Source organism: Christiangramia aestuarii (assembly GCF_009735585.1).
Classification (GTDB): Bacteria; Bacteroidota; Bacteroidia; order Flavobacteriales; family Flavobacteriaceae; genus Christiangramia; species Christiangramia aestuarii.
In genome coordinates, this window is record NZ_VJVW01000005.1 from 153,715 (window position 1) to 178,648 (window position 24,934).

Here is a 24,934-nt window from a genome sequence, read left to right on the forward strand (position 1 = left end):
CTTTTTTATTCTATTGATATTCGGTGTTTGTAAGATTTCCATCTTCATCATAATATTCCCTATAAATCCAGTTTCCCTCCTCGTCATATACATCCTTGTATTCCAGATTTCCATTATCATAAAAATACTCGTAGGATTTCTGATTATAATTTTCATCTAGGGTATATCTTTCCCTTAAAATTCCGTCTTCAAACCACTCCCATTTATATGGGTACCCGCTATATCCAAATCCCTCCTCAAACCTGTAATAATAGACGTAATATAGAACATCATTGTAATAATCCATTTCCACCTTTTCCTCTCCATAAGTGTAAATAATGGTTTCGCCATCATCGTACCAGGAAGTCCAATTCTGATAGCCCTCGTCTTCATTAAATTCCATTTGATCTGTACCTCCAGAAAAGGTACTTTCAAATTTTTCTAAGGTTTTGTTTTCCCTATAGTTGTATATTCTATTTCTGAAACCATCGGCATTAGTATACTTATAGGTTTCAAGATCTCCAAAAGCAGTATAGGTATAGTCTGCACTAAAAATTTGATCTCCATTTGGGGTGATTCTGGTTAAATTGAGAAGGTTTCCATCCTGATCATAATCAAATTTATCCTCATACTTAAAATCGCCATCTCTATTGTAAGCTTCAGCTCGAATTATCCATTTGGAATCATTTAGTTCTTTAAACACTGTAGTGTTCCAGGTCAGTTCCTGGGGAATTACTTCCTGGATGATAAATTCTTCGTTATAATTTATGGTAAAAAACTGTCTGGATGGATCACTGTAGCTATTATAATTATAACGGATAATTTCCAGGTCAACTTTTAATAATGAATTATCATAATTGTAAAACTTATATTTAAATAAAACTCTGTCTGGATATTTCTCGTAAGCAGTAGATCCTATCAAAACTCCTTCATCATTAAATTCATGGATCCAATTTAATGCCAGCGAACTTCCTTTGTAGACATAGCTGTTATTATCTTTGCCAAAATAATTTGTAAAAGTTGGTAAGAAATTAAAAGCGAAAGATGGAACCGGCTCAAAATTTAACCCCAGACTACCGGCAAGATGTGTCGCCGCCTCCTGCGGATATGCTGCCTTCAGGCTTATCCCTGTAGTCTGAAACAACTCGAGAATAATCTCACCCATTATCTGAATTAGTGGCTGAGTAAAATCGATTTCTGTTCCTGAAATTGCATTTGACACTTCCTGGGAAATTTGAATTCCATTTTCGGGGTTCCCATCCTCATCCAGGCTTTGTAAAAAGGCAGCTATGTTTTGAACCTCTAAGGTATTTATATCAGCATCTAAGGTTGAAGCAATTGAAATTGGTGAAATTTCTTCAGCTGCCGGCGCACTACCCAGTTTAATATCACCTACAAAGAAAGTGACCGTCTCACCCTCTTCATAATCAAACTTTCCATTCTCGTCGGTATATCCCGAATGTGTTTCGGTTTCATATCGAAGGCCAGACACAGGAGAATCAATAAAAACACCTTGAAGAGTACCTTGTGGCTCCTCCTGCAGATTAGGATCATCATCTTTGGAACAGGCACATAAAATAATTGAAATTAAACAGGAGAAAATCAATCTTCTTTTCATCTTATAAAAATTGCGAAGACTGTAGGGAGGTCATCTGGTTAGTATAAATTATTGATCGAAAACGTAAACAAAGTAAATAGACACTTTACTTCTCATTTCCCTAAACCTAATTACCTGAAAGTAAAACACCTGTGAAATATTTTTAAAAATAGAATATTTATTTTTAGTACTAACCGTTTGTTTTTCCTTTTTTTGTTAAAATTTTTAACAAAACCTATTTACTATGAAGTTTTATAAGCTAGCCTTAGCTTTACTCGGAATGATCTATTTAACGAGCTGTGCCTCCGGTTATAAAATGATCGAACCCCAGAACCTTGATTACAATTCCCAAAATGTTTCTGAAAAAGGAGTCTCGCTGGAATATCGTTATGACCTTCTTCCAAAGAAATATGCTAAAAAAGAGAAAAAGAGCGGAATCAAACTGGTGGCCGTAGGGCTTAAGAACAATACAGACAAACCGCTTACTTTTGGCAGGGATTTTAAACTCAGTTTTGAAAATGGCAAAAGCGTGATGTTGCTTTCCCAGGAAAAAGTTTTTAGCAAACTAAAACAACAGGGAGCATATCATCTATTCTATCTTGCTCTTACCCCTACCAATATTTATACAACCGAAACCCGTAATGGGTATACCACAAGTGAAAGTGTTTTCCCTGTTGGACTCATCCTGGGTCCTGGACTGGCGGGTTATAATCTATTAAGAGCTTCTTCAGCCAATAAGAAATTTAAAAAGGAATTAGAAGAGTATAACCTTAATGGAGAAATCATTAATCCGGGCCAGGAAAAATATGGTCTTATAGGTATTCGCTCCGGAGGCTACGATGCATTAAAAGTAGAATATGTAGGAAATATTGAAGTAGAGGAAAACGAAGATAATACTGATGTAAAGTAAATTCTTATGCCTTTAAAATTAAAAAAGACAGCCAGTTGGCTGTCTTTTTTTGTTTTATTCGTAAATGGTTTCTACCAAATCTCCATTTTGGTTATAGAACTCAGTATATTCTAAATTACCTTCCTCATCGTAATATTCAACCTGTTCACACCAGATATGGTTTTCACTTACCCTATACCTAATCACTTTCCTCAGGATATCACCCGGCCGGTAATATTTTTCAATGATCATATCACTTTCGAAAGCTTTACTGAAGGTTGAGCCATCTTCATATTTTATCAGTTCACTTTCCAAAGCTTCAGATTCATTAAAAATTACAAGCTTAGTTCCTGCGTCTCCATCTCCCCAATCAAAAGTTTCCTCTAGTTTTTCAAGGGTTTTATCTTGGCGATAATGATATTTAACTTCACTGAATGCTCCTAATTCATTATGAAAATAGTAACTATACGGATCACCAAAAGAAGTATAGCTATAATCTACAGAAGCATCTTCTATATAATACTGGTGGTAAGTTGTATAATATTTAGTTGCATTTCCCTCCTCATCATATTCATAATTAGTGGTCCACAATTTTGAACCGCTCCCGGTAAAGTCTCCCATTTTAGTCACGAAACCATCTTGGGTAAGTTCATCAAAACTTAAATGACCATCACCATGATCCCGAATCAGCCTGTCTGCCGAGAAGTCGCCATGTAATACAAGTCTGAAATTCTGATTATAAGTTGTCGTAAACCAATAAGAGTAGTAGTTAGTCTTAACTCTAATATCCATTTCCAGATTATCCGAAGAATAATTGGAATAAATTATCTCCTTGAGAATTCTTTTTGGATAATTTTCATAATAAGTTGACTTAAACAACCTGTCATCATTATCATATTCATGCTCCCAGGTACCGTTAAGGGATGCACCTCTATATACAAAAGTGCCAAGATCTCTGGCAAAATAATTAGAAATCGTGGTAAGGAAATGAATTCCATAACCATCCTCAGTCAAAACTGCCGGGCTATTTGGATCAATTTTACTTTGATCCTCTTTTTGAGAATTGATAACATCGTCTCCTGAGCATCCTGCTAAAACCATAGATACAAAGAGACCCAATAATAAAAATGGTCTCATAATAGAATTTTTAGAAAACTTGTAGGGAAGTTGTTTGATTTAAACTAATTATAAATTTACAAAAATTTAACGTAATTATCTGATTATGATTGTTTTGAAATATTTTAATCCTAATTATTTTTAATAAAACACTAAGATTATTTATCCTGCCTAATAATTACCTTAAGAGCAAATTGGAGAAAATGACCTATCAACTGGACAAAAGCCTTCCACTAAAAAAGAACATTACTGCTATTGCTTCGGAAGAACTACAGGGCTGCCTGTATTCTTTGGAGAACCTGAACATTCACGAGGCCGTGCACGATATCAGGAAACGGCTTAAAAAACTTCGTGCCCTGGCGAGAATAGTACGTGACGAGATGGGTGAAGAAAATTATAAACACATCAATATATATTTCCGGGACCTGGGCAGGGAGCTTTCAGATTTCAGGGATCTTACGGCGCATTTGGAAACCATAGAACTGCTCCGGGAACGCTATGGACAGTTTCTGTATGTAAATTTTTTCAAGCCCGTTAGCAGTCAACTTGAAAAAGAAAGAGATGCGATGGAAAAAGAACTCAAGAAAAAAAACTTCTTTTCAGAACATCTTGTGGAAAAACTGGAATATGCTCAAAAAGACCTGGTAAAATGGCCGGTTAGCTCTAATGATATCCAGATCATCCTTCCCAGTATAGAAAGGGTTTACGGGAGGGGAAAAAAAGCTCTGGAAACCGCTTATGCCAATCCTTCCAAGGAGAATTTCCATGAGTGGAGAAAGAGAGTGAAATACTTGTGGTACCAGACCTTGCTGCTTCAGGAAACATGGCCACAGTTTTTCGAAACCATGGAAGCTGAAATTCATTTACTGGCAGACTTCCTGGGAAATGATCATGATCTAATGGTCTTTAGGCAAAAACTCGGGTCTGAAAAAATACTAGGTAATGATGAGTCCAGAAAGGAGCTTATGGATGCCATAACTCATCAATACAGTGAGATCCTCCGCAGGAATGCCAGGACCAAAGGTGAGCTTATCTATGCTGAGGACCCGGCCGATTTCACCAAAAGAATTGGTTCTTATACCGAAATTAACTGGAATTGAATCCTTAATTTAATGGTTCTAAAAACCGGAACTATGAAAACTATTGCTTTCCTCCTCTGCATTTTAATTTTCCAAAACATTTTTGGTCAGGACAATTCACTTTCTGAAAGAGAGTTCATCGACCTTACCCATGCCTTTTCTGAAGAAAGTGTTTATTGGGTAACCGCTAAAGAATTTCAACTGGAAAAAGTGGCCCAGGGAAAAACCGATGCTGGCTTTTATTATTCGGCAAATAATTTTTCTACGGCTGAGCATGGCGGAACCCATATGGATGCTCCCATACATTTCGCTGAAAACAAGCAGACCGTAGACCTGGTCCCTCTCGAAAACCTTATTGGCACTGGGGTTAAAATAGATGTTTCGGCTAAAGCTTTGAAAAACCCAGATTATCTGATTAGTATCGAAGATCTTAAAAACTGGGAAAAGGAAAATTCAGAAATACCTCAGCAAAGTATCATTCTATTCCAAACCGGATTCGGAAAGTTCTATCCCGATGCGAAAAAATATCTAGGTACAAATGAGCGTGGAACAGATGCGGTTAAAAAACTTCACTTCCCAGGTCTTTCTCCCGAAGCCGCGAATTGGTTAATTAAGAACAGAAATATTAAAGCCGTAGGGCTGGATACTGCTAGTATAGATTATGGGCAATCTACCAATTTTGCTACACACGTGGCTTTAATGACGCAAAACGTGCCTGCGTTTGAGAATGTGGCAAATCTCGAGAAATTGCCGGCCACCGGATTCCAGGTTATTGCTTTGCCTATGAAGCTAAAAGGAGGAAGCGGCGGTCCTCTAAGGATCATTGCAATAAGATAAAGAATGTCTGCAAAAACCAGAACCCCCCTTTATTTCATTGCTCTTATGCCTCCTGAAAGCATTAGAAAGGAAGTTGAAACTTTTAAAGAAGAGATCAAGGCTAAACACGGGATAAAACATGCGCTGAAATTACCGGCACATATCACTCTGCAAATACCCTTTAGAATATCTGAAAGTGAGTTGAAGATCCTGATTGAAAGATTAGATGAGTTCTGTCTTAACCACAAAGCCTTCCTAACCAAATTGAACGGCTTTGGCAGATTCTCCAAACAGGTTATATTCATCAAGGTCGAAGACCATGAACCATACTTAAGATTGCATGACGATCTTCAGCAGTTAATATTGAATTTCATAGATCTCAAAAAACATGAGATCGCATCTAAGATGCACCCTCATTTAACCATTGCGACCAGGGACCTCAAAAGGTCAGAATTTCCGGCAGTTTGGGAAGATTTTAAAGACAGGGATTATAAAGCTTCTTTTCTGGCCAGAGATATTTCTCTCTTCAGACATGATGGAGAGAACTGGGAGGTCTTAAAAAGTTTTTTACTCCCAGAATAACACTTTTTAAAACACTGATTCACCCGTATTTAAAGCATATTTAAGTAACTTTGCATAACCAAATAATCATGCCTGTTAAAGGCAACCTGCCATAAAAATTTCCCGCTTCGTAACACCCCCATTACCTGTATCATCAGGAAGTATCTCCCCGGTTTTAAAATTCAAATCAAAAATTTCTAAATCAAAGATTATGAGTACGCTAAAAATGGAAACCTCCAAGGTGGAAGAACTCCGACATTCTTTTCGCGGAGAACTCATCCTTGAAGGTGATGTTAATTATGAAGATGCCCGTAAGGTATACAATGCCATGATCAGTAAAAAGCCAGCGATGATCGCAAAATGCGTGGACGTGGCAGATGTGGTAGCCGCTGTAAATTTTGGTCGTAAAAATAAGATCCTTACTGCTGTTCGCGGTGGAGGTCACAACGGAGGCGGCCTGGGGATATGTGATGAAGGGCTCGTAATTGATCTTTCTTTATTGAAAAATGTACGTGTTGATACCTCGAATAACACGGTGAGAGTAGGCGGTGGTAATCTATGGGGTGAGGTTGATCACGCAACGCATGCCTACGGCCTGGCTGTTCCCGCAGGGATAATTTCATCTACAGGTGTAGGTGGTCTTACCCTTGGTGGCGGAGTGGGACATTTATCACGAAAATTCGGACTTACCATAGATAACCTGCTGGAAGTAGATATGGTGCTTGCAGACGGTAGCATAGTGACCGCAAACAAAAAACAGAATGAAGATCTTTTCTGGGCTGTAAGAGGCGGTGGAGGAAATTTTGGTATAGTTACTTCCTTCCTTTTCCAGGCTCACAAATTAAAAACAGTAATAGGCGGCCCCACTTTATGGCCGATAGAACGTACCGAAGAGATCATGAAATGGTATGATGGTTTTATTCACGAACAACCAGATGACCTGAACGGATTTATTGCGACTATGGTGATCCCGGGAGATCCATTTCCAGAATTCCTTCATAAAAAGAAATTCTGTGCAGTGGTATGGTGTTATACCGGAGACCCAGATAAATTTGATGGGTTGATCCAGCCTGCAAGAGATCTTGAACCTATTTTTGAGCATGTTGGTGAAATGCCTTATCCCGCGATCCAAACCCTTTTTGACGGTCTTATGCCTACAGGTTTACAATGGTACTGGCGCGGTGATTTTTTTAACAAAATTCCTCCTGAAGCTTCTAAAGTACATAAGGATTTTGGATCTAAGATTCCAACCAGCCTTTCTCAAATGCATCTATATCCAATTAGCGGAGCTGCGGGAAGAGTATCTCCAGAAGATACCGCGTGGGCCTATCGCGACGCAAAATATGCTGGTGTTATTGTGGGCGTGGATCCAGATCCTGAAAATGCCAGAATCATTACAGATTGGTGCAAAGAATATTGGAATGCGCTGCATCCATTCTCTATGGGTGGATCTTATTCCAATTTTATGATGGAAGAAGGCCAGGAAAGGATAAAAGCCTCCTTCAAAAATAATTACGAAAAATTAAGAGAGATCAAAACAAAATATGATCCTGCTAATTTTTTCAGGGTTAACCAGAATATTCAGCCGAAAGCATGATCCTAATACTCCCTTTGGTATCAACCAAAGGGAGTGAAATTTTAATTTTTTGATAAAGTTAGTTTTTCAACGGTTTTACCCAGGTTAAGACCTTGTATCAGAATAGAAAATACCATGATAAATTAAATGGTCATCAGGAAAAGTTTCCGGTGAATTTCAGAATTCAGGCTAAAAGCCAGGGCAACGGAAATCCCTCCAAGTAAACCTCCCCAGGTAATGATCAGGTTGTTATTGGGAACAAAATCCAGAATTTTCTAAAAAACTGTATTCGCAGTAAAAGTGAGGCATATCTGTATATAAGAACAATTGGGATCGTCAGCAGGCCAGCAATTATAAAATCACCATCCAGAGGCATTTCCATTCCTATCAGTACAAAAAGGTGATAAGCATTGGCCCCAGACTATTGGGAAGTTTCGAATTCAACGTTTATTAAGCTGAACACGGCCGCAAGGCATACAAGAAGAGTGGTAATAAGAAAATATTCCATAGGTTCTGGTTGGTTAAGCTTCCAGTTTAGAAATGTTTAAGACCAGATCGAAATTAACTGGTAGTTGGTAAGATATAGAAATAAATACTTATAAAATGAGCGAAGGTTCCTAGAAGCACAAAAATGTGAAATATGGCATGATTAAACGGAATCTTGTTCTGCATAAAAAGGATGGCTCCAATCGTATAAAAAACGCCACCGGCGAACAACCACCAGAGGCCGGCTTCAGAAAGATTTTCCAGAAGCGGATTTATGGCGAAGATAATAAGCCAGCCCATAGCCACATACATGATGGTAGATAATAGCTGGTATCTCCCGGCATAGAATAATTTCAGGATGACCCCAACCAATGCCATTAGCCAGACGATCCATAGAATAGTATATCCAGATTTATCGGCCAGAGTAACCAGCCCATAGGGAGTGTAAGTGCCGGCAATGAGTATATAGATGGCGGCATGATCTAAGATATTAAGTCTTATTCTCAGGCGGCTTGCCTTAGCGCTATGATAGAAAGTAGAAGCGGCATAGACCAGCACCATACTGGCTCCAAAAATACTGAAACTTACCAGGTGTTCCTGCTCCCCCAGTTTGCGGGCTTTAAGAATGAGTAGTACCAGGGCAAGAATGCTCAGGGCGAACCCTATCCCATGAGACAGGATATTGAGTCTTTCTTCCTTGGGGGGATAATATTTAGGTTTTTTGATTCGTCCCATCTCAGGTAGTAATAGTTCTATTAATTTACTTGAAAAATTATAGAACTGCAATAGGATATACACCCAAAAAAGGTTTAATTTTTTAGGCTCATCATTTAGAAAATAAATATTGATTTTGTCCTATTCCGGAATCTTAATGATGGTCTCAACCCCTTCGTCATTAGACTTATTCCGTATTTCAAAGAAGAAATTATCCTGGTAAAGGTTATGCAGCCTGTCATTGATATTCTTAAGGCCTACACCTTTTTCCATAAGTTCAGCATGGGTCATGGAAACGGGGGCTCCGTCATTTTCTACTTTAATGACCAGCATATCGTCTTCCTGGTAAACAGATACCAGTACATTAAGGTGGGTATGATCGTAAGAGTAACCATGTTTAATAGAGTTTTCTATCACCGGTTGCAATAACATAGCCGGTACTTTTCTAAGCAGAAGCTCTTCCTTAATATCCTTTTTGATGCTTAGATGGTCAGAGAACCTTACGTTCACGATATTCAGGTAATATTCGAGAATCCTTAATTCCTCATCGAGACTTATCCTGTTCCTGTCACTGTTGTAAAGGATCTCCCTGAGAAAGTCGCTAAGATCTGCGATGGTGTCCTTGGCCTTTTCCTTATCCATATCTGTAAGTACGGCAATGGAATTCAGGGTATTGAAAAGGAAATGCGGCTGCAACTGCGAAGAAAGCATCTTCATTCTCGTATTTACCAATTGGGATTCCAGCTTGGAGTGTCGTTTTTCCGCTTCTTTTACCTGCCTTAGATAGTAGTAGGTGTAAATAATGAACACCATGGCAAAGTATATAAGAAAATTGAGGTCCAGTACATAAATGAAGGCATTGATACTTCTGCGCAGGTCAAACTCCGCTAGGCTTACCTTACCAATTAGTATGGAATAGGAATCAAATAGGAAACGAATAATAAGCCCTATTAAGATGGAAAATATGGTGTGGATGGAAATGATCTTGACCCATGAATAGTTCTTATTCAAAAATCGTTTGGTGCTAATCGCGATCATGGTCATATAGGCGATAACGATGATATAATCGAAGAGCAGATTATTAAGCAGGAAATCGCTCCATACAAATAACTCTTCCTTCATTGCGGGCATATAGGCCCTCATATAGGCGATCTTGGCGATGACCACCAGGTCAAATAACAAATAGAAACCTGCAAGCAGGAGAACCAGCCTGAAATCGATATACTTCTGTTTTAGTTTTGAGAGTGTCATTAGATTCCTATTTTTTCAAGAAACTCCTTTTTATGGGATTTGCTGATATGCAGCAATTTCCCGTCGGTCATTTTTGCATCGATCTCTGAATATTCTGAATGTATGATCTCCTCCACAAAATTCAGGTTAACGATCGTAGACCTGTGTATCCTTATAAAGACATTATCGTCAAGGATCTCCTCCAGGTTATTCAGGGATTCCCGCAGTACATATTTTTTGGAGTTCACGAAGATCTCGGCATAGTATCCTGAAGCCTGTATATACATGATCTCCTTGGGATCTACCAGTGCAGTCTTATTTCCCTGTTTAATGGGAATCTTTGAAACCGAGTTCAGCTGAATTCCTCCTTTTGAATACTCATGGAAAAATTCTACCATTCGTTTTTCAAAATTTTCGTTCGCTTCGGTCTTAGTAGTTTTAAGCACTTTATCGATGGTTTTATAAAATCTTTCATCTTTGAAAGGCTTCAGCAGAAAATCGAAAGCTTCTACGTCGAAGGCCTTTAAAGCATAATTATCGTAAGCTGTCACGAAGATCACTACCGGTTTATTGGCGACCTCTACCCGCTTTAGTACCTCGAAGCCATTCATATCTTTCATATTGATATCGAGGAAGATCAGGTCGGGTTTATCTGCATTTATCCTTTCTATGGCAGTACGCCCGTTAGAACACTCTCCGATAACTTCGATCTCTCCAACATCTTCCAGCAGGTTGAGTACTCTTCTCCTGGCGAGTTCTTCATCATCGATAACTAGTGCTTTCATCATTTTTTTGTAGTTAGTTACTTCCAATTTAAAACTATTTCAAGATTATTTCTGAAAAAATCTGAATTTCATGGATTTGGAAGTCTTCGTTTCAGCATTTTTATTTCTTAATTTCAGTTTTTCCCTATCCCATGAAAGGCTATCAAAATTTTCATTTGATAGCCTTTTCCTATAATTCAAACAACTAAATTAAATATTTCACAACTTCTTAATTGTTTAGTGCTACCGATGAACCTGTAGCTCTAGGATCTAATTTCATGGTTCGTTTTTGATTGCCATTCTCAAGCTTGATCTTGTACACTTCCTTGTCCAGAATGTCTCCTTTTCCAGAAGCGATATACTTGTTAGATGTCATAGTCCAGCCTTTGTTGGCCATATAAACCTCTCTTCTTACATCTAGAGGCAATGCGATATCTTGAAATTTTTGATATGTTTTCACAAGATTTCCTTCTTTGTCAAAGTCTGCGGAAAGGAATCCATCTCCACTCTTAAAGGTTACAATATAAGAGGTATAACCTTCACCTGCGGTGGCATTGATAAAGTCCTGGATATCAAAGTTAGCTTGCATAAACGCGATAGCATCCTTTGAAAATTCTCCGGCATAAGCCTCTTCTACATCATATGAGAAGGAATCTCCGTCGCGAGTAATTTTAGAGTCTAAGGAACCGAATCCTACTTTTGCCTCTTCAAGTTGAGTAACTTCTTGTGCGTGACCAAAAGATGTCACAGCGATTAACAGTAAAGAAAAAATTAAAGTTTTCATGATGAATGTTTTTAAAATGATTAATGATTTAACTGTTGATTAATTGATCAATGAATTAATAACACCACTAAATTACAGGAGAAAAGCCCTATTTCTGGGGGAATGAACCGGTTAGCCTAAGTTTGATAACGAATAGCATGATTAAAGATATGAAGTCTGAAAAGGCCTGTCTCTAAACACTTTAAGCTGAATTTTTGACGTTCGCCCGCCCCTGGAAGCCATTCGCCGCAAAAAACAAATGAATTGCCGGATTTTGATGAATAATCCTTAGGGTTTTTATTAAAAAACAGAATATTTTACTTTGAATTTATTTTTAGAGTTTTATAAGATTTCTGGATATTTGATCTTATGAATATTACCCAAAGTATTGAGAACGCTTTCAAAAAACTGATCCCGGCCCCTTTCACCCTGGCCGTTCTACTTAGCCTCATTACCATCCTACTGGCATTCGTATTTACCGGTTCTCAGGACACCGGTTATTTCCTGGACATTCTCGCCTACTGGCAAAACGGAATGTGGGAACCAAGCCTGCTGGTATTTGCTGTGCAAATGATGCTAATTCTTGTCCTTGGTCACGTTCTGGTGTTAAGTAAGCCTGCTGCCTGGTTAACAGAAAAGCTCACTAACCTGGTTACGGGAAATTCCAGCGCAGTAATACTGGTTTCCTTTTCAACTATGATCGTCGCTTTCTTCAATTGGGGCCTGGGATTGATCTTTGGAGCCATTATGGCCAGGAAAGTTGGAGAAGCTGCGCAGGAACGTAATTTTAAGATAAATTATCCCCTGGTAGGTGCGGCCGGTTATGTAGGATTAATGGTCTGGCATGGCGGGATTAGCGGAAGCGCACCTCTTAAGGTGGCTGAAAACGGACATATAGCCAGTTTATTTTCGGGTAATTACGATCCCGGCCTGCTAAGCCAGTTACCTGATGCCATCCCTACAGACACCACTATATTCTCGAACTGGAATATGACGCTTTTTGGAATAATGCTGCTTTTAATACCACTGGTCCTATGGCTGATTAGTAAAAGTGCGGGTACAAGCAGGGTAGACCTACCCAAGACAAGGCACAGGGAAAAAAGTATAATGGTCTCTGGCGCTGAAAAGCTGGATCACTCAAAATACCTCAGCCTCATTTTCGCTTTATTACTGCTGGGCGCCTTCTTTGCCTCATATTATTCTGAACTACTGGCGGGCAGGCTGACCCCTAATATGCTGAATTTTTTCATGCTCGGGCTCTGTATCCTGCTTCACCGGTCTTTTGTTTCATTCCTAAAAGCTCTAGATGAAGCTATTTTGGGAGCCGCGGCCATACTTATTCAATTCCCATTATATTTCGGGATCATGGGAATCATGAAAGATACAGGTGTGGTTGGGGATATCGCCAGTTTTTTCAGCAGTATGGCAATAGAAACCAGTCTGCCAATTTTTACCTTTTTCAGTGCCGGCCTGGTAAACATATTTGTTCCCAGTGGCGGCGGGCAATGGGCCATACAGGGACCGATAGTTCTGGAAAGTGCCATTAAACTTGGTGTTCCTTTAAATAAGGCCATCATGGCCTTTGCTTATGGAGACCAGATCACCAATATGTTACAACCTTTCTGGGCTTTACCCTTACTGGCTATTACCCGGCTTAAGGCCAGGGAAATATTACCTTATACCCTGATCATGATGGTTGTGGGAATAATAATTTATGTAGGAGGATTGCTTTTGATTTGAAATAAGGGATAGGCTGGAAGGCTTTAGAAAAAGTGCATAAAAAAAGGGTAACTAAAATATTTAAACCATTTCTTAGTTACCCCTCGCAACTATTGTTTAACCAATAATTACTATGTAAATATATATGATTTTCAGGTAATTATACGTTAAATGAATCCCAAAATTAACCCATACCTTCAAGTTTTTATAATACTTGCTAGAAGTAATCCTTTTCCATTCAAAATCTTAAAAGTTACCGATTCTTACTTTTTAGAATAGAAAGATCTGAGAGATATTTCTTTATCAATTTTTCCTGTTCAGAATTATCTAAACGTAATTTTATCCATATCCCTAATACAATAACTAAGGAAGCACCCACAACGAAATAAAAAAGCATTTCATCCATCCTGTGAAAATTAAAAGAGTTAATAAAAGAAGTGAATCGGGGGGCGTCAAATATAAATTATCTGAAATATGCAGCACTCTGAATAACAGTCATTTAATATTACTTTAACAATATAAACCCTAATAACAGGGAATCCCAACGTAAGAATTTTCTGAAATTTTTTCTAGAAGTTATTTTATGAGGATAGCCAATAAAAAAAGGGCCGTGACTCTCATTTCAGAATTGACCCTTTTCTCCCTTTCTTAGCTATTTATTCCAAATATACCATAGATCAACTTATTGAATATTAAGCCCGTTTATTTAAAAGTATAATTAATCGTTAAGCAAAAAGCCACGACTAATGCGTGGCTTTTACCTTATCTAAGTTGTGAATTGTGTTGTATTTAAATAGAGTCGATATTGGATTCAATTACGTTTTCAATAGAATCTGGTACCAGGTTAAAGAAGTCGTAACCGGTAGCAGCTTCAATATTATCTACAGTTGTTAGATACTGAGTCCAGTCTGATGTTACAGAATTGCTATTAGGCATATCTATAGCTATCACTCTTGTAGAAGTTGTAACGCGGTTAACGTCATCTGTGCCATCAGGGATGATCATAATCACTTTCCATGTATTAGAAGGTATCTGAATCTTACCTCCGGCTAAGTATTCAGCATATCCATTAGCGCCATCTCCTCCAAGGCCATAACCTCCTGAAATGATGTAAATCTCATTTCCTCCATCCAGCATGGAACGGCAATAGCTCTCCAGATTGGCCCAGGCATATCTATTATTGCTTGGAGCCTGTGGCATCATATTGGTCATGTAGAAAGTATTAGAATTATCATCTACAGATAATGTCCTGTCCGCCGAAGGACACAAATGCCCGCGATCAAATCCACTATATTGATAATCTGTAGCACCAACCTGATACCATGAAGAAGGTAAACTGCTGTCTGATCTAAAATCATCCTGCCTGGAAGCACTTCCCAACCAAGCTTCATCCAGGTGCCAGCTTACCCAGTTCGCCGTACCTTTGTCTCTACTATAAGACATGACATATTCTTCCTTTTCCAACAGATAATTATTTGGGTAATTAACATCGGTTATTGCAGCTGAAGGATTTCCCATGGTTAAATGAACCGCTCCTGAAATGGTAGGATTTCCTCCGCCGGTTCCTTCTCCCGTTTCCCCGGTGCCATAGATCGTAAAATCATCAATATTGATCCTGTCACCGCTTCCCGATAATTTTACAATTCTAAACCTAACATTCTCAGAGGAACTAATATCAAAATTTGCGGTTTGAAGATTGGTGGAAGTTGAATTCTGAGTTCCCAGAGAAATCCAGCTACTTCCCTGGTCTGTACTCATCTGGAATTCCCAGGTACTCGAACCATCTGTGCCGTAAACTGCGTGATTAAAACTTACAGTTTGAGCTCCAAGGACATCATAATTCATTTCCAGAATACCGTAATCTCTAATTCTTACAGATTTAGTTCCGGTTTTTCTATCATTATCCAGAGAACCTAACAGCGCCTCTTCCAAATACCAAATCCCCGATGGAAGGTCAACAGTTCCTGCAGAATAGCTTCCTTTTGAACCAGCTTCATAATCCTCTGTAACATTAATGATATTTCCTGTGGAAGTTACAGGATTCGGTTCTACCACTATATCATCAATATTCAGCCTTTCATTTGAACCGTCGGTTTTTCTGATCTCAAATCTTACATTTCCAACTGCATTCAGTGAAAAGCTAGCCGTTTCCAGGAATGACTTTTTGACTAAAATTTCATCCCCAAGAGTTTGCCAGGAACTACCTGAATCTGACGAGTAATAAACCTGAAAAGAGGTTTGTTTATCGCGACCAAATTTTCCATACTGAAGGCTTAAAGACTTGGCTCCTTCAGGTAGATCATAGTTCATACTGATCACGGCATTAGAAACCATTCTTACAGACTGATTTCCATTTTTAAGATCTGAATTTAAACTTCCAGTTAGTGCATCTGTAAAATACCAGTCACCACCGTCCAAGCTTATCATGCCGCCAGCATAAGCAGATTTAAAGCCACTTTCAAAGTTCTCTTCGTAATTACCTGCCTGATTCAGGGTAAAATTAATTTCTGAAAAGGATTCATCAGAAATTTCGGATTCATCGGTTGAACATCCGTTGATAAAAAGAAATACCTGCAACAAAAGCAGGTATTTAAAAAAATTCGGGTTTTTCATTGTTTGGTTTAATTATTAGATAAGGGGTTTAGGTCCCGAAATTATCTAATCGACAACCAAAGTGGAAGATGACAATAAAATACTTATTAATAGTTTATTAACGCTTTTCATCGACGAAATACAATAAAAAGCTAATGAAATTTAAATCTATATAAGAATATTAATACAAAACTCTAAACCTGATCGTTCCCTCGATTCCTTTAAGCTCCTTGATCACATCTGCAGCATACTCCTTGTCGATATCTGTGATCACATAACCTATGGTTTCATTGGTCTTTAAATATTGACCTACAATATTGATATCATGCGCCGCCAGGATCCTGTTAATATGGGCAATGATCCCGGGTTTATTGTGGTGAATATGAATAAGCCTGTGGGCATTCTCCAGGATTGGTAATTGCAGGTTCGGGAAATTCACCGAATTAGTAGTGCTTCCTGTATTTATATAATTAATGATCTTACCCGGAACAAAATTGCCAATATTTTCCTGGGCCTCCTCGGTGCTTCCCCCGATATGCGGAGTAAGGATAAGGTTAGGCAAGCCTCTTAGCGGCGATTCGAATTCCTCCTGGTTGGTTTTAGGCTCCTTAGGGAATACATCTACTCCCGCTCCTCTTATCTTACCAGATGCAAGGTTCTTCTTTAGTGCTTCTACATCTACTACCTGCCCACGAGCAAGGTTTAAAAAGATGCTGCCTTCTTTCATCCAGCCAAATTCCTTTTCACCAATCATGTTCTTATTCTCCTTTCGGCCATCAACATGCAGGGTCACAATATCTACTTTTTCAAAAAGTTCCTTAAGGCTGTTACATTTAGTGGCATTCCCAAGGGCAAGTTTTTCTACCAGGTCGTAATAATACACATCAAAGCCAATAGCTTCAGCAACGACCGAAAGCTGTGAACCTATATTACCGTAGCCCACGATCCCAAGTTTTTTTCCACGAATCTCATAGCTTCCCTTGGCCGATTTGTTCCAGGTGCCATTATGCATTTCAGCGATCCTGTCTGGCAGGTTACGCATAAGCAAAATGATCTCCCCAATGGCCAGCTCTACCACAGAACGGGTATTGCTGAAGGGAGCATTAAATACTGCTACTCCTTTTTTAAGGCAGCCTTCCAGGTCTATCTGGTTGGTACCTATGCAAAAAGCACCAACAGCGATCAGCCTGTTTGCATTTTCGAGCACCTTTGCGGTAAGCTGGGTCTTAGACCTAATTCCTAGTACCGACACGTCCTTGATCTTCTCGGCTAGCTCCTCTTCATCGAGCGCGCCCGAAATGGTCGTAACATTATAGCCTTCATTTTTCATGATGGCTACCGCGTCTGCATGTACATTTTCCAGCAACAGGACTTTGATACGATTCTTAGGATAGGAAATAGCTTTGTTCATTTTATGTAAGTATAGGAATTCGTCAAGACTGGGAGTGATATGATCTGCTTTATCCAGGATATCACCACGTTCAACATTTTCGGTAAAGGCGTAGAATTTATTGGCCAGACCTGCGGCTTTAATCTCGTAATCGTTATAGCCATCACCAATCACATACACATCTCCTTTAAGGTCCAGCTGTTTCAGTAATTCTACTTTCCCATTATTCGAGGACAGCACATTGTCCTGGTCGAAACCGGCAATTTTTCCGGCATCATCAAACACGAATGTATTGGCATAGACATTCTCCTCCTTTACGCCAAGCTCTTTGACAATAGGAACTATGATCTCTTTAAAACCATTGGAAATAATATAGATCCGGTCTTTATATTCGGTAAAGAACTCTTCGTTCCGCACAAAGGAAACGGAAACTTTTTTCTTTAATCTCTCCACCAATTCGGGAATCTCGTCTTTGCTAGCTTCGAGGATCTCCAGCCTCTTTTCCAGGGATTCCCTGAAGGCCAGCTTACCACCCATGGCCAGGTCTGTAAGGTCTTTTAGTTCCTGTAGTTTTTGTTTGCGATTCGGGTTGTTGGCCAACGAGATCTCTCCAAGTACATCCAGGGCCTCCACCTGAGTAAAAGTACTATCGAAATCTATTACAAAGTGCCGGTTGTTCTCCATAATAGTATTGAATACCTGTTTTATTTGAACCAATAAAACTAAAGCTTTTTGGAGCATTTAAAAACAGATTTTTTTCTTGAAGCAGCCAGAATTACATATTCCTTAATAAAGATGGTTATTAATTTTAAAAAGTAAATTTAAATCATAATACCTGCCTTTATTTTAGGGAATATTCAGGCTTTCAAAAAAATAATTCGTGACCAGCTGCAAGAAAGAAAGTATTCATTTTTCCTCTTCCGGAAATAGAAACAGGACTGCCCATTACAGGAACGGGGCGAGAGGAAAGAACCAGAAATTTTTTCGAATTCAGCCAAAAACCTAAGGCTTTGATTGCCAGTCCTATTTTATGATTCTCCAGAATTATTTTAAAATTAGCCGGATTTAAATGTAACAATTCTTGTTTAGGGCCTACTTGTTTGTCGAAGATATAAAGAATTCAAAGCATTTTATAAATACCGGGCCTAATTGGAGGTTGGCTTATTGAGTAGGGTCGGTTTGCTGGCTTCTGGTCTGGTATTTTCAAATTTGCCTGGATTTTAAAATCTCTATCCCTACCTATCAATTTATCAACAGGCTTCGCTGTGAAAAAGGTTATGCTTTTATGGACTCACCATAATCAAGAAACCTTAACCTCAGCGGAGATTCAATAACAAAAGTATGATATGGTTTAACATCAGGAGTCTCGAGGAAAAATTAATTCGAAATGAAATTTCTGAAAAGACCGGTTACTACTACTTACTCGCCTTTTTTATAATCCTCTCGCTGGCACTAAACAATAATGATGGTCCAGACATCCAGGATAAGTACTGGAGATTAGCAGATATAGTAACGGGCTTTCTTATTATGGTATTTGGTCTGCGAACGGCATTTAAGATCAATGCCAAAGGTGATAACAGAGATTTTCTAAAAAGATATTTTTCGCTGTCTTTCGTTCATGGAGTCAGGCTGGCGGTTCTGGTTTTCATCATTGCCCTTTTTTTCAATCTCATGTTTGAGTTCGCGGTGGAAAAGACTGGATTAGATCTTTTAAATTCTGCGGCTGGTAGCGATTTCAAAGAATTCAGCATCGGGCTTCTGTTCAATATCCTGTTTTACTTTTTATTGATTAGATCATTTAAAAAGATAAATGCAGGGAGCGAAAAGGAAATTTCTTTCCGTAGATAAAATGACCGTGGAAATAAAGAATTAAAAAAGTCGGATGCTTATCCGACTTTCTTAATGGCTAATCCAATGATTCGTACTAAATTTAAAATAATCATCTTCATATAGTTACTTTTTCAATTTCCCTTATACAACCTCCTTTTTTCTGAATTTGGAATATGCTGTAAGATATCTTCAGAATGATCAAAACTGAGACGCTATCCCTTAAATTTTTAACCCGATTGCAAAATTTCTCATGATTTTTGAAGGCTATCGACCTTAATAACAGGTATGAAAGCTTTCTTCCCTAGAAGAATTTTTCAGAAATTAAGGCAGATGTTCTTAAGCTGTGTATATTTATAACACCAATTCCGCATATATGGAGAAGCACCTATTGATCCCTACCAATTTTTCTAAACATTCCTGGAATTCGCTCATTTTCGCGATGAACATGTATAAAAAACACGCCTGCACCTTTTACCTTATCAATGCTTACGATTCCCAGAATTTTCTGAGCGAGGCGATTGCCCTTGGAAAAAAGGACGATGAAGAAACTGAAAAGCATATTTCTGAAAAAGGCCTGGACAGGATCATGAAGGGGCTTAGTTTCAGGAAAGAAAATCCTAAACACCAGTTCCAGACTATCTCCCACGAAGGCGACCTGGTTGAAGGTGTTCAGGATAGCGTTGATAAATATGGGATAGACCTTATCGTACTTGGCTCTAAGGGGGACTCTGCAGGCATCAACTCTGGCCACGAAAACAGCATTTCCCGAATTACAGAAAAGGTGGAACAATGCCCTGTACTGGTAATCCCGGAGGAATATGAACTGAAGTCCGATAAAAAATTGGAGATCGTCTTTCCATCTAATTTCAGGATACCATTCAAGCAGAAAGAGCTATTGCCCCTGGTAGAATTATCTGAAAGCCTGGATGCATCTGTTCGTGTGCTCTATATAAACAGCGACCTGAAGCCTCTCACTTCTGAACAGGAAGAAATAAAGGCCGAGCTTGCCGGCCACCTTTCTGAAATTCCTTTTGGATTCCATACCCTCACTCAAACCTCTCCTTCTACAGGAGTACACCTGTTCATTGAAAGCCGGGAATGTGATTTTCTGGCCCTTTACCAGCGAAAACAGGGATTTTTCTCGAGGTTATTTCAACACAGCAGGACCAATGAATTAAACTTTGATCCACGACTTCCGGTGCTTATTCTGAAGGAACTCAAATAGCTATAATAAGATTGGATTAAAACAAATAGAATAACCCGGAAAGATCCTGCTGGATCTTTCCATGACTGATTTATTAAATCTAAAATCCCCGGAGGAACAATTAATTACTGCTCCTTAATATAACTCCAGCCCTGGGATTGTTTCTGGGCTATTTCCAGGATACCATCTGGCACCACCTTTACGCCGGGAAGCAGGGCCGACTCATCGGCATTTTCCCTGGCCATGGTCCCGGAACATACGGCCACGGTCACATGCTCATCCCCGGCGAGCATTTTAAGGTCTTCAGCAACCGAAGATTTATCGTTCAGCACCATATCTAAGGCGCCACTATAGACCACGATCTCAAAATCTGAATCTGGATAGGCTTCAGACATCATCTTGACATGGCGCACCGCTTTTTGATGCACTTTCACATCATCACTGGTCACATCAAAAACGATCTTAACCGGCGTTTCCTGCGCCAGCAGATTCAACGAAAACAGGAAGGTAAATAATACAAATACGAATTTTTTCATGAGTACATGTTTTAAAGATTAACCAGCGAAAATATAAGAACAGCCGTGTTCCTGGGCCCTGGTAAGCGCCCAAACTCCTGAAGGTACGACCTGGATACCGGGCAGTACCGCAGCTTTCCATTCTTCATAGACCACGGTAGCATCCATGCCCATTTTCTGGGCAGCCATACCGCTGTAAACATTTAGAGCCAGGTCACAAACACAGAACATCGCTCCCCTGTCCTGAAGCTTTTTGATCCCTTCTATCACCGGCATCGGCATATCCCCTTCCCTGGGTTCGTAAACGACATTCCGCAGTGCCGCGGCCTTTTTAGAATTGTCTTTGATGTCGAACATCTCGCCCAGTTTATATTTTTCCCAGGCTTCATCTTTCATGGCGAAGGGTATCGCATCATGCCTAAGCACGGTCATCCCCGTAAGATCGTCATCAGATGAACCCGAGCCATTATTGGTATAGTACCAGGCCCAGTTCCAGATGACCGGGAAATTATGATGAGGGGTAGAACCATCGAAAACTACCCGGTGGGAACCCTTGATCTTATCGAACCACTTATCCGGATCGCCTGAACTTTTTGGGTCGAAGGCAGATATTTTCGATTCCAGCGGACCTGCAAAGGCCAATCCGCTTGCGGCAGCTCCCAGGAACATTGCCCCCAGGAAGTCTCTTCTTGTTGCATTTAACTGATCAGATTTCATCTTTATTGATATTTAAGGTTATATAATTTAGCTTTATTTATTCTTGGTAAGTCCGTACTCCTTTTTATAGAATTCCATGATAGGTTGAAAGGGTCCCAGTTGATGCTGAGATACCGGAAAATTATCGGCATATGGAGGGTATGGAGTAGAAACCGGTTTCAGCTTCAGGTCTGGAAAATCAAGTTCGGGATTTGCTTTCTGAGGTCTGGGTTTCTGATTGATATAGCCGGCAATGTCGTAGGCCTGCTCATCGGTAAGTTCAGGTTTATCGTAGGAAGCGCCATAGGGCATATTGGTTTTTATGAACTCGGCTGCCGTGATCACCCTGGCCATGCCTGCGCCCAGATTATAAGAGTCTTGCCCCCACAGCGGCGGATAAAGATATCCCGCGTAATCCCTTAATGGGATTCCCTGCCCATCCTCGCCATGACAGGAGGCACATTTCTTCAAAAACAAACGCTCTCCTTTTTCGAGGTCTACAGCCCTGTTCGGAATCTTGATCCTGGCATACCCTGTGCCATCGACCTTGCCGTCCTGCGGCGCATATCTGTTCAACCATTCCAGGTAGGCTACAAAAGCTTTCATTTCCTTTCCGTTGGGAGGAAGCGGTTTGCCGTTCATACTACGTTCCATGCAGCCATTAATGCGCTCCTTTATGGTTCCTATCTTATTCTCCCTTCCCCTGAACTGGGGAAAACGGTTTATCACCCCAATGAGCATCCCCGAATAAGCCTTGGTCCCTGCCTGTAAATGGCAGTTATTGCAGGAAAGATTATTACCTGAAAAAGCACGTTCCAGTTTAGGGTTATCGGGGCCTAGGTATTCTGCGGTATTGGTGAACAGTTCAAAACCATATTTAATCTGTTGATTCTCCCTGGAATCGTCTAAATGATAGGTGTCATAATCGGCTGTAAGAGGGTCTGTCCCGGTTTTGCTAACTTCGACGTACTTATCGGTTTCGAAAAAATTAAAATTAAAAAGGAAAAAGACGATGATAAGAAGCAAAATGATGAAGGTGAAGACAACAATGAGCTGTTTTCCGGGTCTTTTCCGTTTCGAAGATTCATAATTCATCTCCCCCTTATTGAAAACATAAGCCGGCAGATGGGAACATAAGGTTCCAAAGTTCAATCTTCGAATCCTAAGTTAAATTTACGGAATTTATTTTTGTGAGATAGAGCCTGAAGTATTGAATTTCATCTGGATAGTGACTTATTTACTACCTAAAATAAGGGTAGCTCTTCCCAGGCCTTTCATCATAAGTTTATTGGGAATAGAATATGGCTGCTCGCTAAGAAACTTACTCAACTGCCGGGTATACCTACGGGCGTCCATGGCTCTTCCATTTTCGGCTATTAAAGGAATTCTTACCTGCTCAAAAATGGCCATGTTTTCGGTAATATCTGAAGTATTAAAGCTGCCATTCTTGGTATTGTCTGCCAGCCAATCCTCGATAATAAAGCCAATTTCCCGACCCTCGATTTCAGATTCAAGATCCTTATCCCAGTCATCCCACACCTGAATGCGGATGATTATTTCACGCCCATTTTCATAAAGGTCATCAAAATGGGCCTGCAAGGAATTAGCAAAATCGTCTATATGCACGGTCACAGCTTCAGATAATAAAACAGGGATTGAAGCTGCAAAGGAAGGCTCGCCAATGCCCGTCGCCGTGGCAACCTGTTTGTTGGTGTAGGCATCGATGCCCTGTAATATAAAATTTATGGCTTTCTTGGGTCCCTGTTCTTCTACAGTCCAGGTTAGCTGGACGATAATATCTGCCTTCGCCGATTTTCTAAGCATATCCATAGGGCTTTCACGCAGGTCACTTCCCGTTTCCTTGGACATCTTAAGCTCATCTTCCAGAGCATTAGATTTTAGGGTTTTCAATACATTTTCAAGGTTTTTCATGGGAAAGCCCCTCTCGGCCATCATGCCGTTGATCTGGCTAACTACCTGTAAAACTTCGGGACTTTCCTGAAATGCCCTGGCATAATCGGGAAACTTCTCACCATCGAAGCTAGTGTAAAAATCGTTTTGAAAACACCAGAGATCACTCGGCACCACCATAAGAGTAGGCTTTTTTTCCTGCCCAAGCAACGTCATGCAGGAAAGAAAAATCAATCCTATAAGAAACCTCATTTTCATAGTTCCATCTTATTCGAATAATTGATATTCAGGCAGCTTCAGTCTATTTGCCTGATCAGCATACCCGGGGCGATGTTGCTACTTGAACCAAGCAGGGTGGTTTTAAAGGTTGTATGCTCAAAATGGGAATCATTTCCCTCATGCGCCATATAGGTATTATCCCAGATATGATCTTCGTTTACTTTAAGCACTCCTACCTTTTCATAGGTCGTTCTTCCATCCTCATGTCTAACTGGCTTTAACACCTCAAAGGTATCTCCCTTTTCAAGGCCTTCCTTTAATCCGATCTTAGCGGCCGGGGGATCTATACTTATCAGAGGAGCTTTTAAACGGAAGACATCATACTTCTTTTGTAATTCTGCAATGGCCGCATCTGTGGCATTGATAGTTGCGATCTTTATGAGTTCCTCCTCAGATTTTGTGGTGTATTTGGTGGTTAGGATATCGGCAAATGCTGGTTGGGTACCTACTAATTCCAGTTCAAATAGCTGGGTTTCCTCGAATTTTCTGGCTTTTTCCTCATTTGTTTCATCCTTAGAAAACCAGAGTTCGTTGTAAAACCTACTGGCAATCTCTTCGTTCCATTTTAGGCGGAATAGATAAGCCTCGCTTTTGATGGCATATCCTTTCCCGAAAACCTCTCCTATCTCCTTCGTATCCTCAAGGGTCTTATTCTCCTTAGACTTGAAGATTCCCAGCTTACTGGCTACCTCAGAAACATTATCAATAAGTTCCGATTTTTCCTTTACCAGTTCTTCCTTATTGATGTATTTAAAATCATTTACAATTACGAAGGTGTTCTTTATTAGTTCTTCACCCGCATCTGCCAGTAATGCCAAACCCCTGGGGTTATTCCGCGCTTTTTCAACATCTATTTCTGAAGCATTGTACATACCCCTTTCGGCTACTAAATCCATATCAAACCCGCCATTTTCATTTCGGTTGAACCATTTAGCGACCATTTTCCGGGCGATATCCAAAGAGTCCAGGTAGTCCTTGATCATTCTTTCCTTGATCTCCCTGAATGCCTCGTCGTTTCCGGGATTCTCCTGAAACCGTATAAAAGCCTCTCCCACACGATGATCATTATATTTTTCAGAAATAGGGAAGCTTAGAAAGGCCTGCTCTATTTCTGAGCTGTATTCATGATCCTGGTAAGAAACCATCATGGGATAAATTGAGCTTCGACGATAAATAAGCGTATCCCCCGGCTTCTGAGAAAAAACGGCTGAGCAACTTAATAGGATTA

21 protein-coding genes are annotated in these 24,934 nt (G+C 39.8%); 8 read left to right on the forward strand and 13 right to left on the reverse strand.

Features of this window, described 5'->3' with window-relative positions; genetic code table 11:
- Positions 1-10: 10 nt before the first annotated feature.
- Positions 11-1,597 carry a toxin-antitoxin system YwqK family antitoxin gene (locus FLP08_RS13525; protein WP_156277445.1) on the reverse strand — a complete coding sequence of 529 codons (1,587 nt, stop codon included), beginning with the start codon at positions 1,595-1,597 and terminating at the stop codon, positions 11-13.
- A 223-nt stretch (positions 1,598-1,820) separates the two neighbouring features.
- Here FLP08_RS13525 and FLP08_RS13530 point away from each other — a divergent pair, with 223 nt between their 5' ends.
- The gene (locus tag FLP08_RS13530) at positions 1,821-2,486 is read left to right on the forward strand and encodes a hypothetical protein (RefSeq protein WP_156277447.1); all 666 of its coding nucleotides are present in this window, start codon (positions 1,821-1,823) and stop codon (positions 2,484-2,486) included.
- A 54-nt stretch (positions 2,487-2,540) separates the two neighbouring features.
- Here the strand turns inward: FLP08_RS13530 and FLP08_RS13535 are convergent, their stop codons facing one another.
- Positions 2,541-3,602 (reverse strand): hypothetical protein, encoded by a 1,062-nt coding sequence (locus FLP08_RS13535; RefSeq protein ID WP_156277449.1) that lies wholly within the window; start codon positions 3,600-3,602, stop codon positions 2,541-2,543.
- A 182-nt stretch (positions 3,603-3,784) separates the two neighbouring features.
- On the opposite strand from FLP08_RS13535, the gene FLP08_RS13540 reads away from it, so the two are divergent.
- The 4 genes from FLP08_RS13540 (at position 3,785) to FLP08_RS13555 (ending at position 7,634) form a co-directional block, all read left to right on the forward strand.
- Positions 3,785-4,681: a CHAD domain-containing protein gene (locus FLP08_RS13540; protein WP_156277451.1), complete on the forward strand. Its 897-nt coding sequence runs from the start codon at positions 3,785-3,787 to the stop codon at positions 4,679-4,681.
- A 33-nt stretch (positions 4,682-4,714) separates the two neighbouring features.
- Positions 4,715-5,497, forward strand: a complete 783-nt coding sequence (locus FLP08_RS13545) for a cyclase family protein (RefSeq protein WP_156277453.1) — start codon at positions 4,715-4,717, stop codon at positions 5,495-5,497.
- 3 nt (positions 5,498-5,500) lie between these two features.
- Positions 5,501-6,058, forward strand: a complete 558-nt coding sequence (locus tag FLP08_RS13550) for a 2'-5' RNA ligase family protein (RefSeq protein ID WP_156277455.1) — start codon at positions 5,501-5,503, stop codon at positions 6,056-6,058.
- A 190-nt stretch (positions 6,059-6,248) separates the two neighbouring features.
- Positions 6,249-7,634: an FAD-binding oxidoreductase gene (locus FLP08_RS13555; protein WP_156277457.1), complete on the forward strand. Its 1,386-nt coding sequence runs from the start codon at positions 6,249-6,251 to the stop codon at positions 7,632-7,634.
- 540 nt (positions 7,635-8,174) lie between these two features.
- Here FLP08_RS13555 and trhA read toward each other — a convergent pair.
- The 4 genes from trhA to FLP08_RS13575 form a co-directional block, all read right to left on the reverse strand.
- Positions 8,175-8,834, reverse strand: a complete 660-nt coding sequence (gene trhA / locus FLP08_RS13560) for a PAQR family membrane homeostasis protein TrhA (protein ID WP_156277576.1) — start codon at positions 8,832-8,834, stop codon at positions 8,175-8,177.
- 120 nt (positions 8,835-8,954) lie between these two features.
- Entirely contained in the window at positions 8,955-10,064 is a 1,110-nt protein-coding gene (locus tag FLP08_RS13565) for a sensor histidine kinase (RefSeq protein WP_156277459.1), read from the reverse strand.
- Positions 10,064-10,831: a LytR/AlgR family response regulator transcription factor gene (locus FLP08_RS13570; protein ID WP_238388500.1), complete on the reverse strand. Its 768-nt coding sequence runs from the start codon at positions 10,829-10,831 to the stop codon at positions 10,064-10,066. Before FLP08_RS13570 ends, FLP08_RS13565 begins: the two co-directional genes overlap by 1 nt.
- A 205-nt stretch (positions 10,832-11,036) precedes the next feature.
- Positions 11,037-11,591: a hypothetical protein gene (locus tag FLP08_RS13575; RefSeq protein WP_156277461.1), complete on the reverse strand. Its 555-nt coding sequence runs from the start codon at positions 11,589-11,591 to the stop codon at positions 11,037-11,039.
- Positions 11,592-11,939: 348 nt separating this feature from the next.
- Between FLP08_RS13575 and FLP08_RS13580 the strand changes: the two genes are divergently transcribed.
- On the forward strand, positions 11,940-13,310 hold the full coding sequence (locus FLP08_RS13580) for a short-chain fatty acid transporter (protein WP_156277463.1): 1,371 nt from the start codon (positions 11,940-11,942) through the stop codon (positions 13,308-13,310).
- Positions 13,311-14,078: 768 nt separating this feature from the next.
- On the opposite strand, the gene FLP08_RS13585 is transcribed toward FLP08_RS13580, so the two are convergent.
- Positions 14,079-15,902 carry a DNA/RNA non-specific endonuclease gene (locus FLP08_RS13585; RefSeq protein WP_156277465.1) on the reverse strand — a complete coding sequence of 608 codons (1,824 nt, stop codon included), beginning with the start codon at positions 15,900-15,902 and terminating at the stop codon, positions 14,079-14,081.
- Between the two features lie 160 nt (positions 15,903-16,062).
- Positions 16,063-17,955: a phosphoglycerate dehydrogenase gene (gene serA / locus FLP08_RS13590; RefSeq protein WP_156277580.1), complete on the reverse strand. Its 1,893-nt coding sequence runs from the start codon at positions 17,953-17,955 to the stop codon at positions 16,063-16,065.
- Positions 17,956-18,612: 657 nt separating this feature from the next.
- On the opposite strand from serA, the gene FLP08_RS13595 reads away from it, so the two are divergent.
- Together FLP08_RS13595 and FLP08_RS13600 are read left to right on the forward strand one after the other, a co-directional pair.
- Entirely contained in the window at positions 18,613-19,119 is a 507-nt protein-coding gene (locus FLP08_RS13595; protein ID WP_156277466.1) for a hypothetical protein, read from the forward strand.
- A 355-nt stretch (positions 19,120-19,474) separates the two neighbouring features.
- Positions 19,475-20,326, forward strand: a complete 852-nt coding sequence (locus tag FLP08_RS13600; RefSeq protein WP_156277467.1) for a universal stress protein — start codon at positions 19,475-19,477, stop codon at positions 20,324-20,326.
- Positions 20,327-20,430: 104 nt separating this feature from the next.
- Here the strand turns inward: FLP08_RS13600 and FLP08_RS13605 are convergent, their stop codons facing one another.
- From FLP08_RS13605 to FLP08_RS13625, 5 genes are all read right to left on the reverse strand, one after another.
- Positions 20,431-20,841: a DsrE family protein gene (locus FLP08_RS13605; RefSeq protein WP_156277468.1), complete on the reverse strand. Its 411-nt coding sequence runs from the start codon at positions 20,839-20,841 to the stop codon at positions 20,431-20,433.
- A gap of 18 nt (positions 20,842-20,859) precedes the next feature.
- Entirely contained in the window at positions 20,860-21,537 is a 678-nt protein-coding gene (locus tag FLP08_RS13610; protein WP_156277469.1) for a Tat (twin-arginine translocation) pathway signal sequence containing protein, read from the reverse strand.
- A gap of 33 nt (positions 21,538-21,570) precedes the next feature.
- Positions 21,571-22,611, reverse strand: coding sequence for a c-type cytochrome (locus FLP08_RS13615; protein ID WP_156277470.1), 1,041 nt, complete (start codon positions 22,609-22,611; stop codon positions 21,571-21,573).
- Between the two features lie 138 nt (positions 22,612-22,749).
- Positions 22,750-23,685 (reverse strand): DUF6175 family protein, encoded by a 936-nt coding sequence (locus FLP08_RS13620; protein WP_238388501.1) that lies wholly within the window; start codon positions 23,683-23,685, stop codon positions 22,750-22,752.
- Between the two features lie 38 nt (positions 23,686-23,723).
- Positions 23,724-24,854: a hypothetical protein gene (locus FLP08_RS13625; protein WP_156277471.1), complete on the reverse strand. Its 1,131-nt coding sequence runs from the start codon at positions 24,852-24,854 to the stop codon at positions 23,724-23,726.
- Positions 24,855-24,934 lie beyond the last annotated feature (80 nt).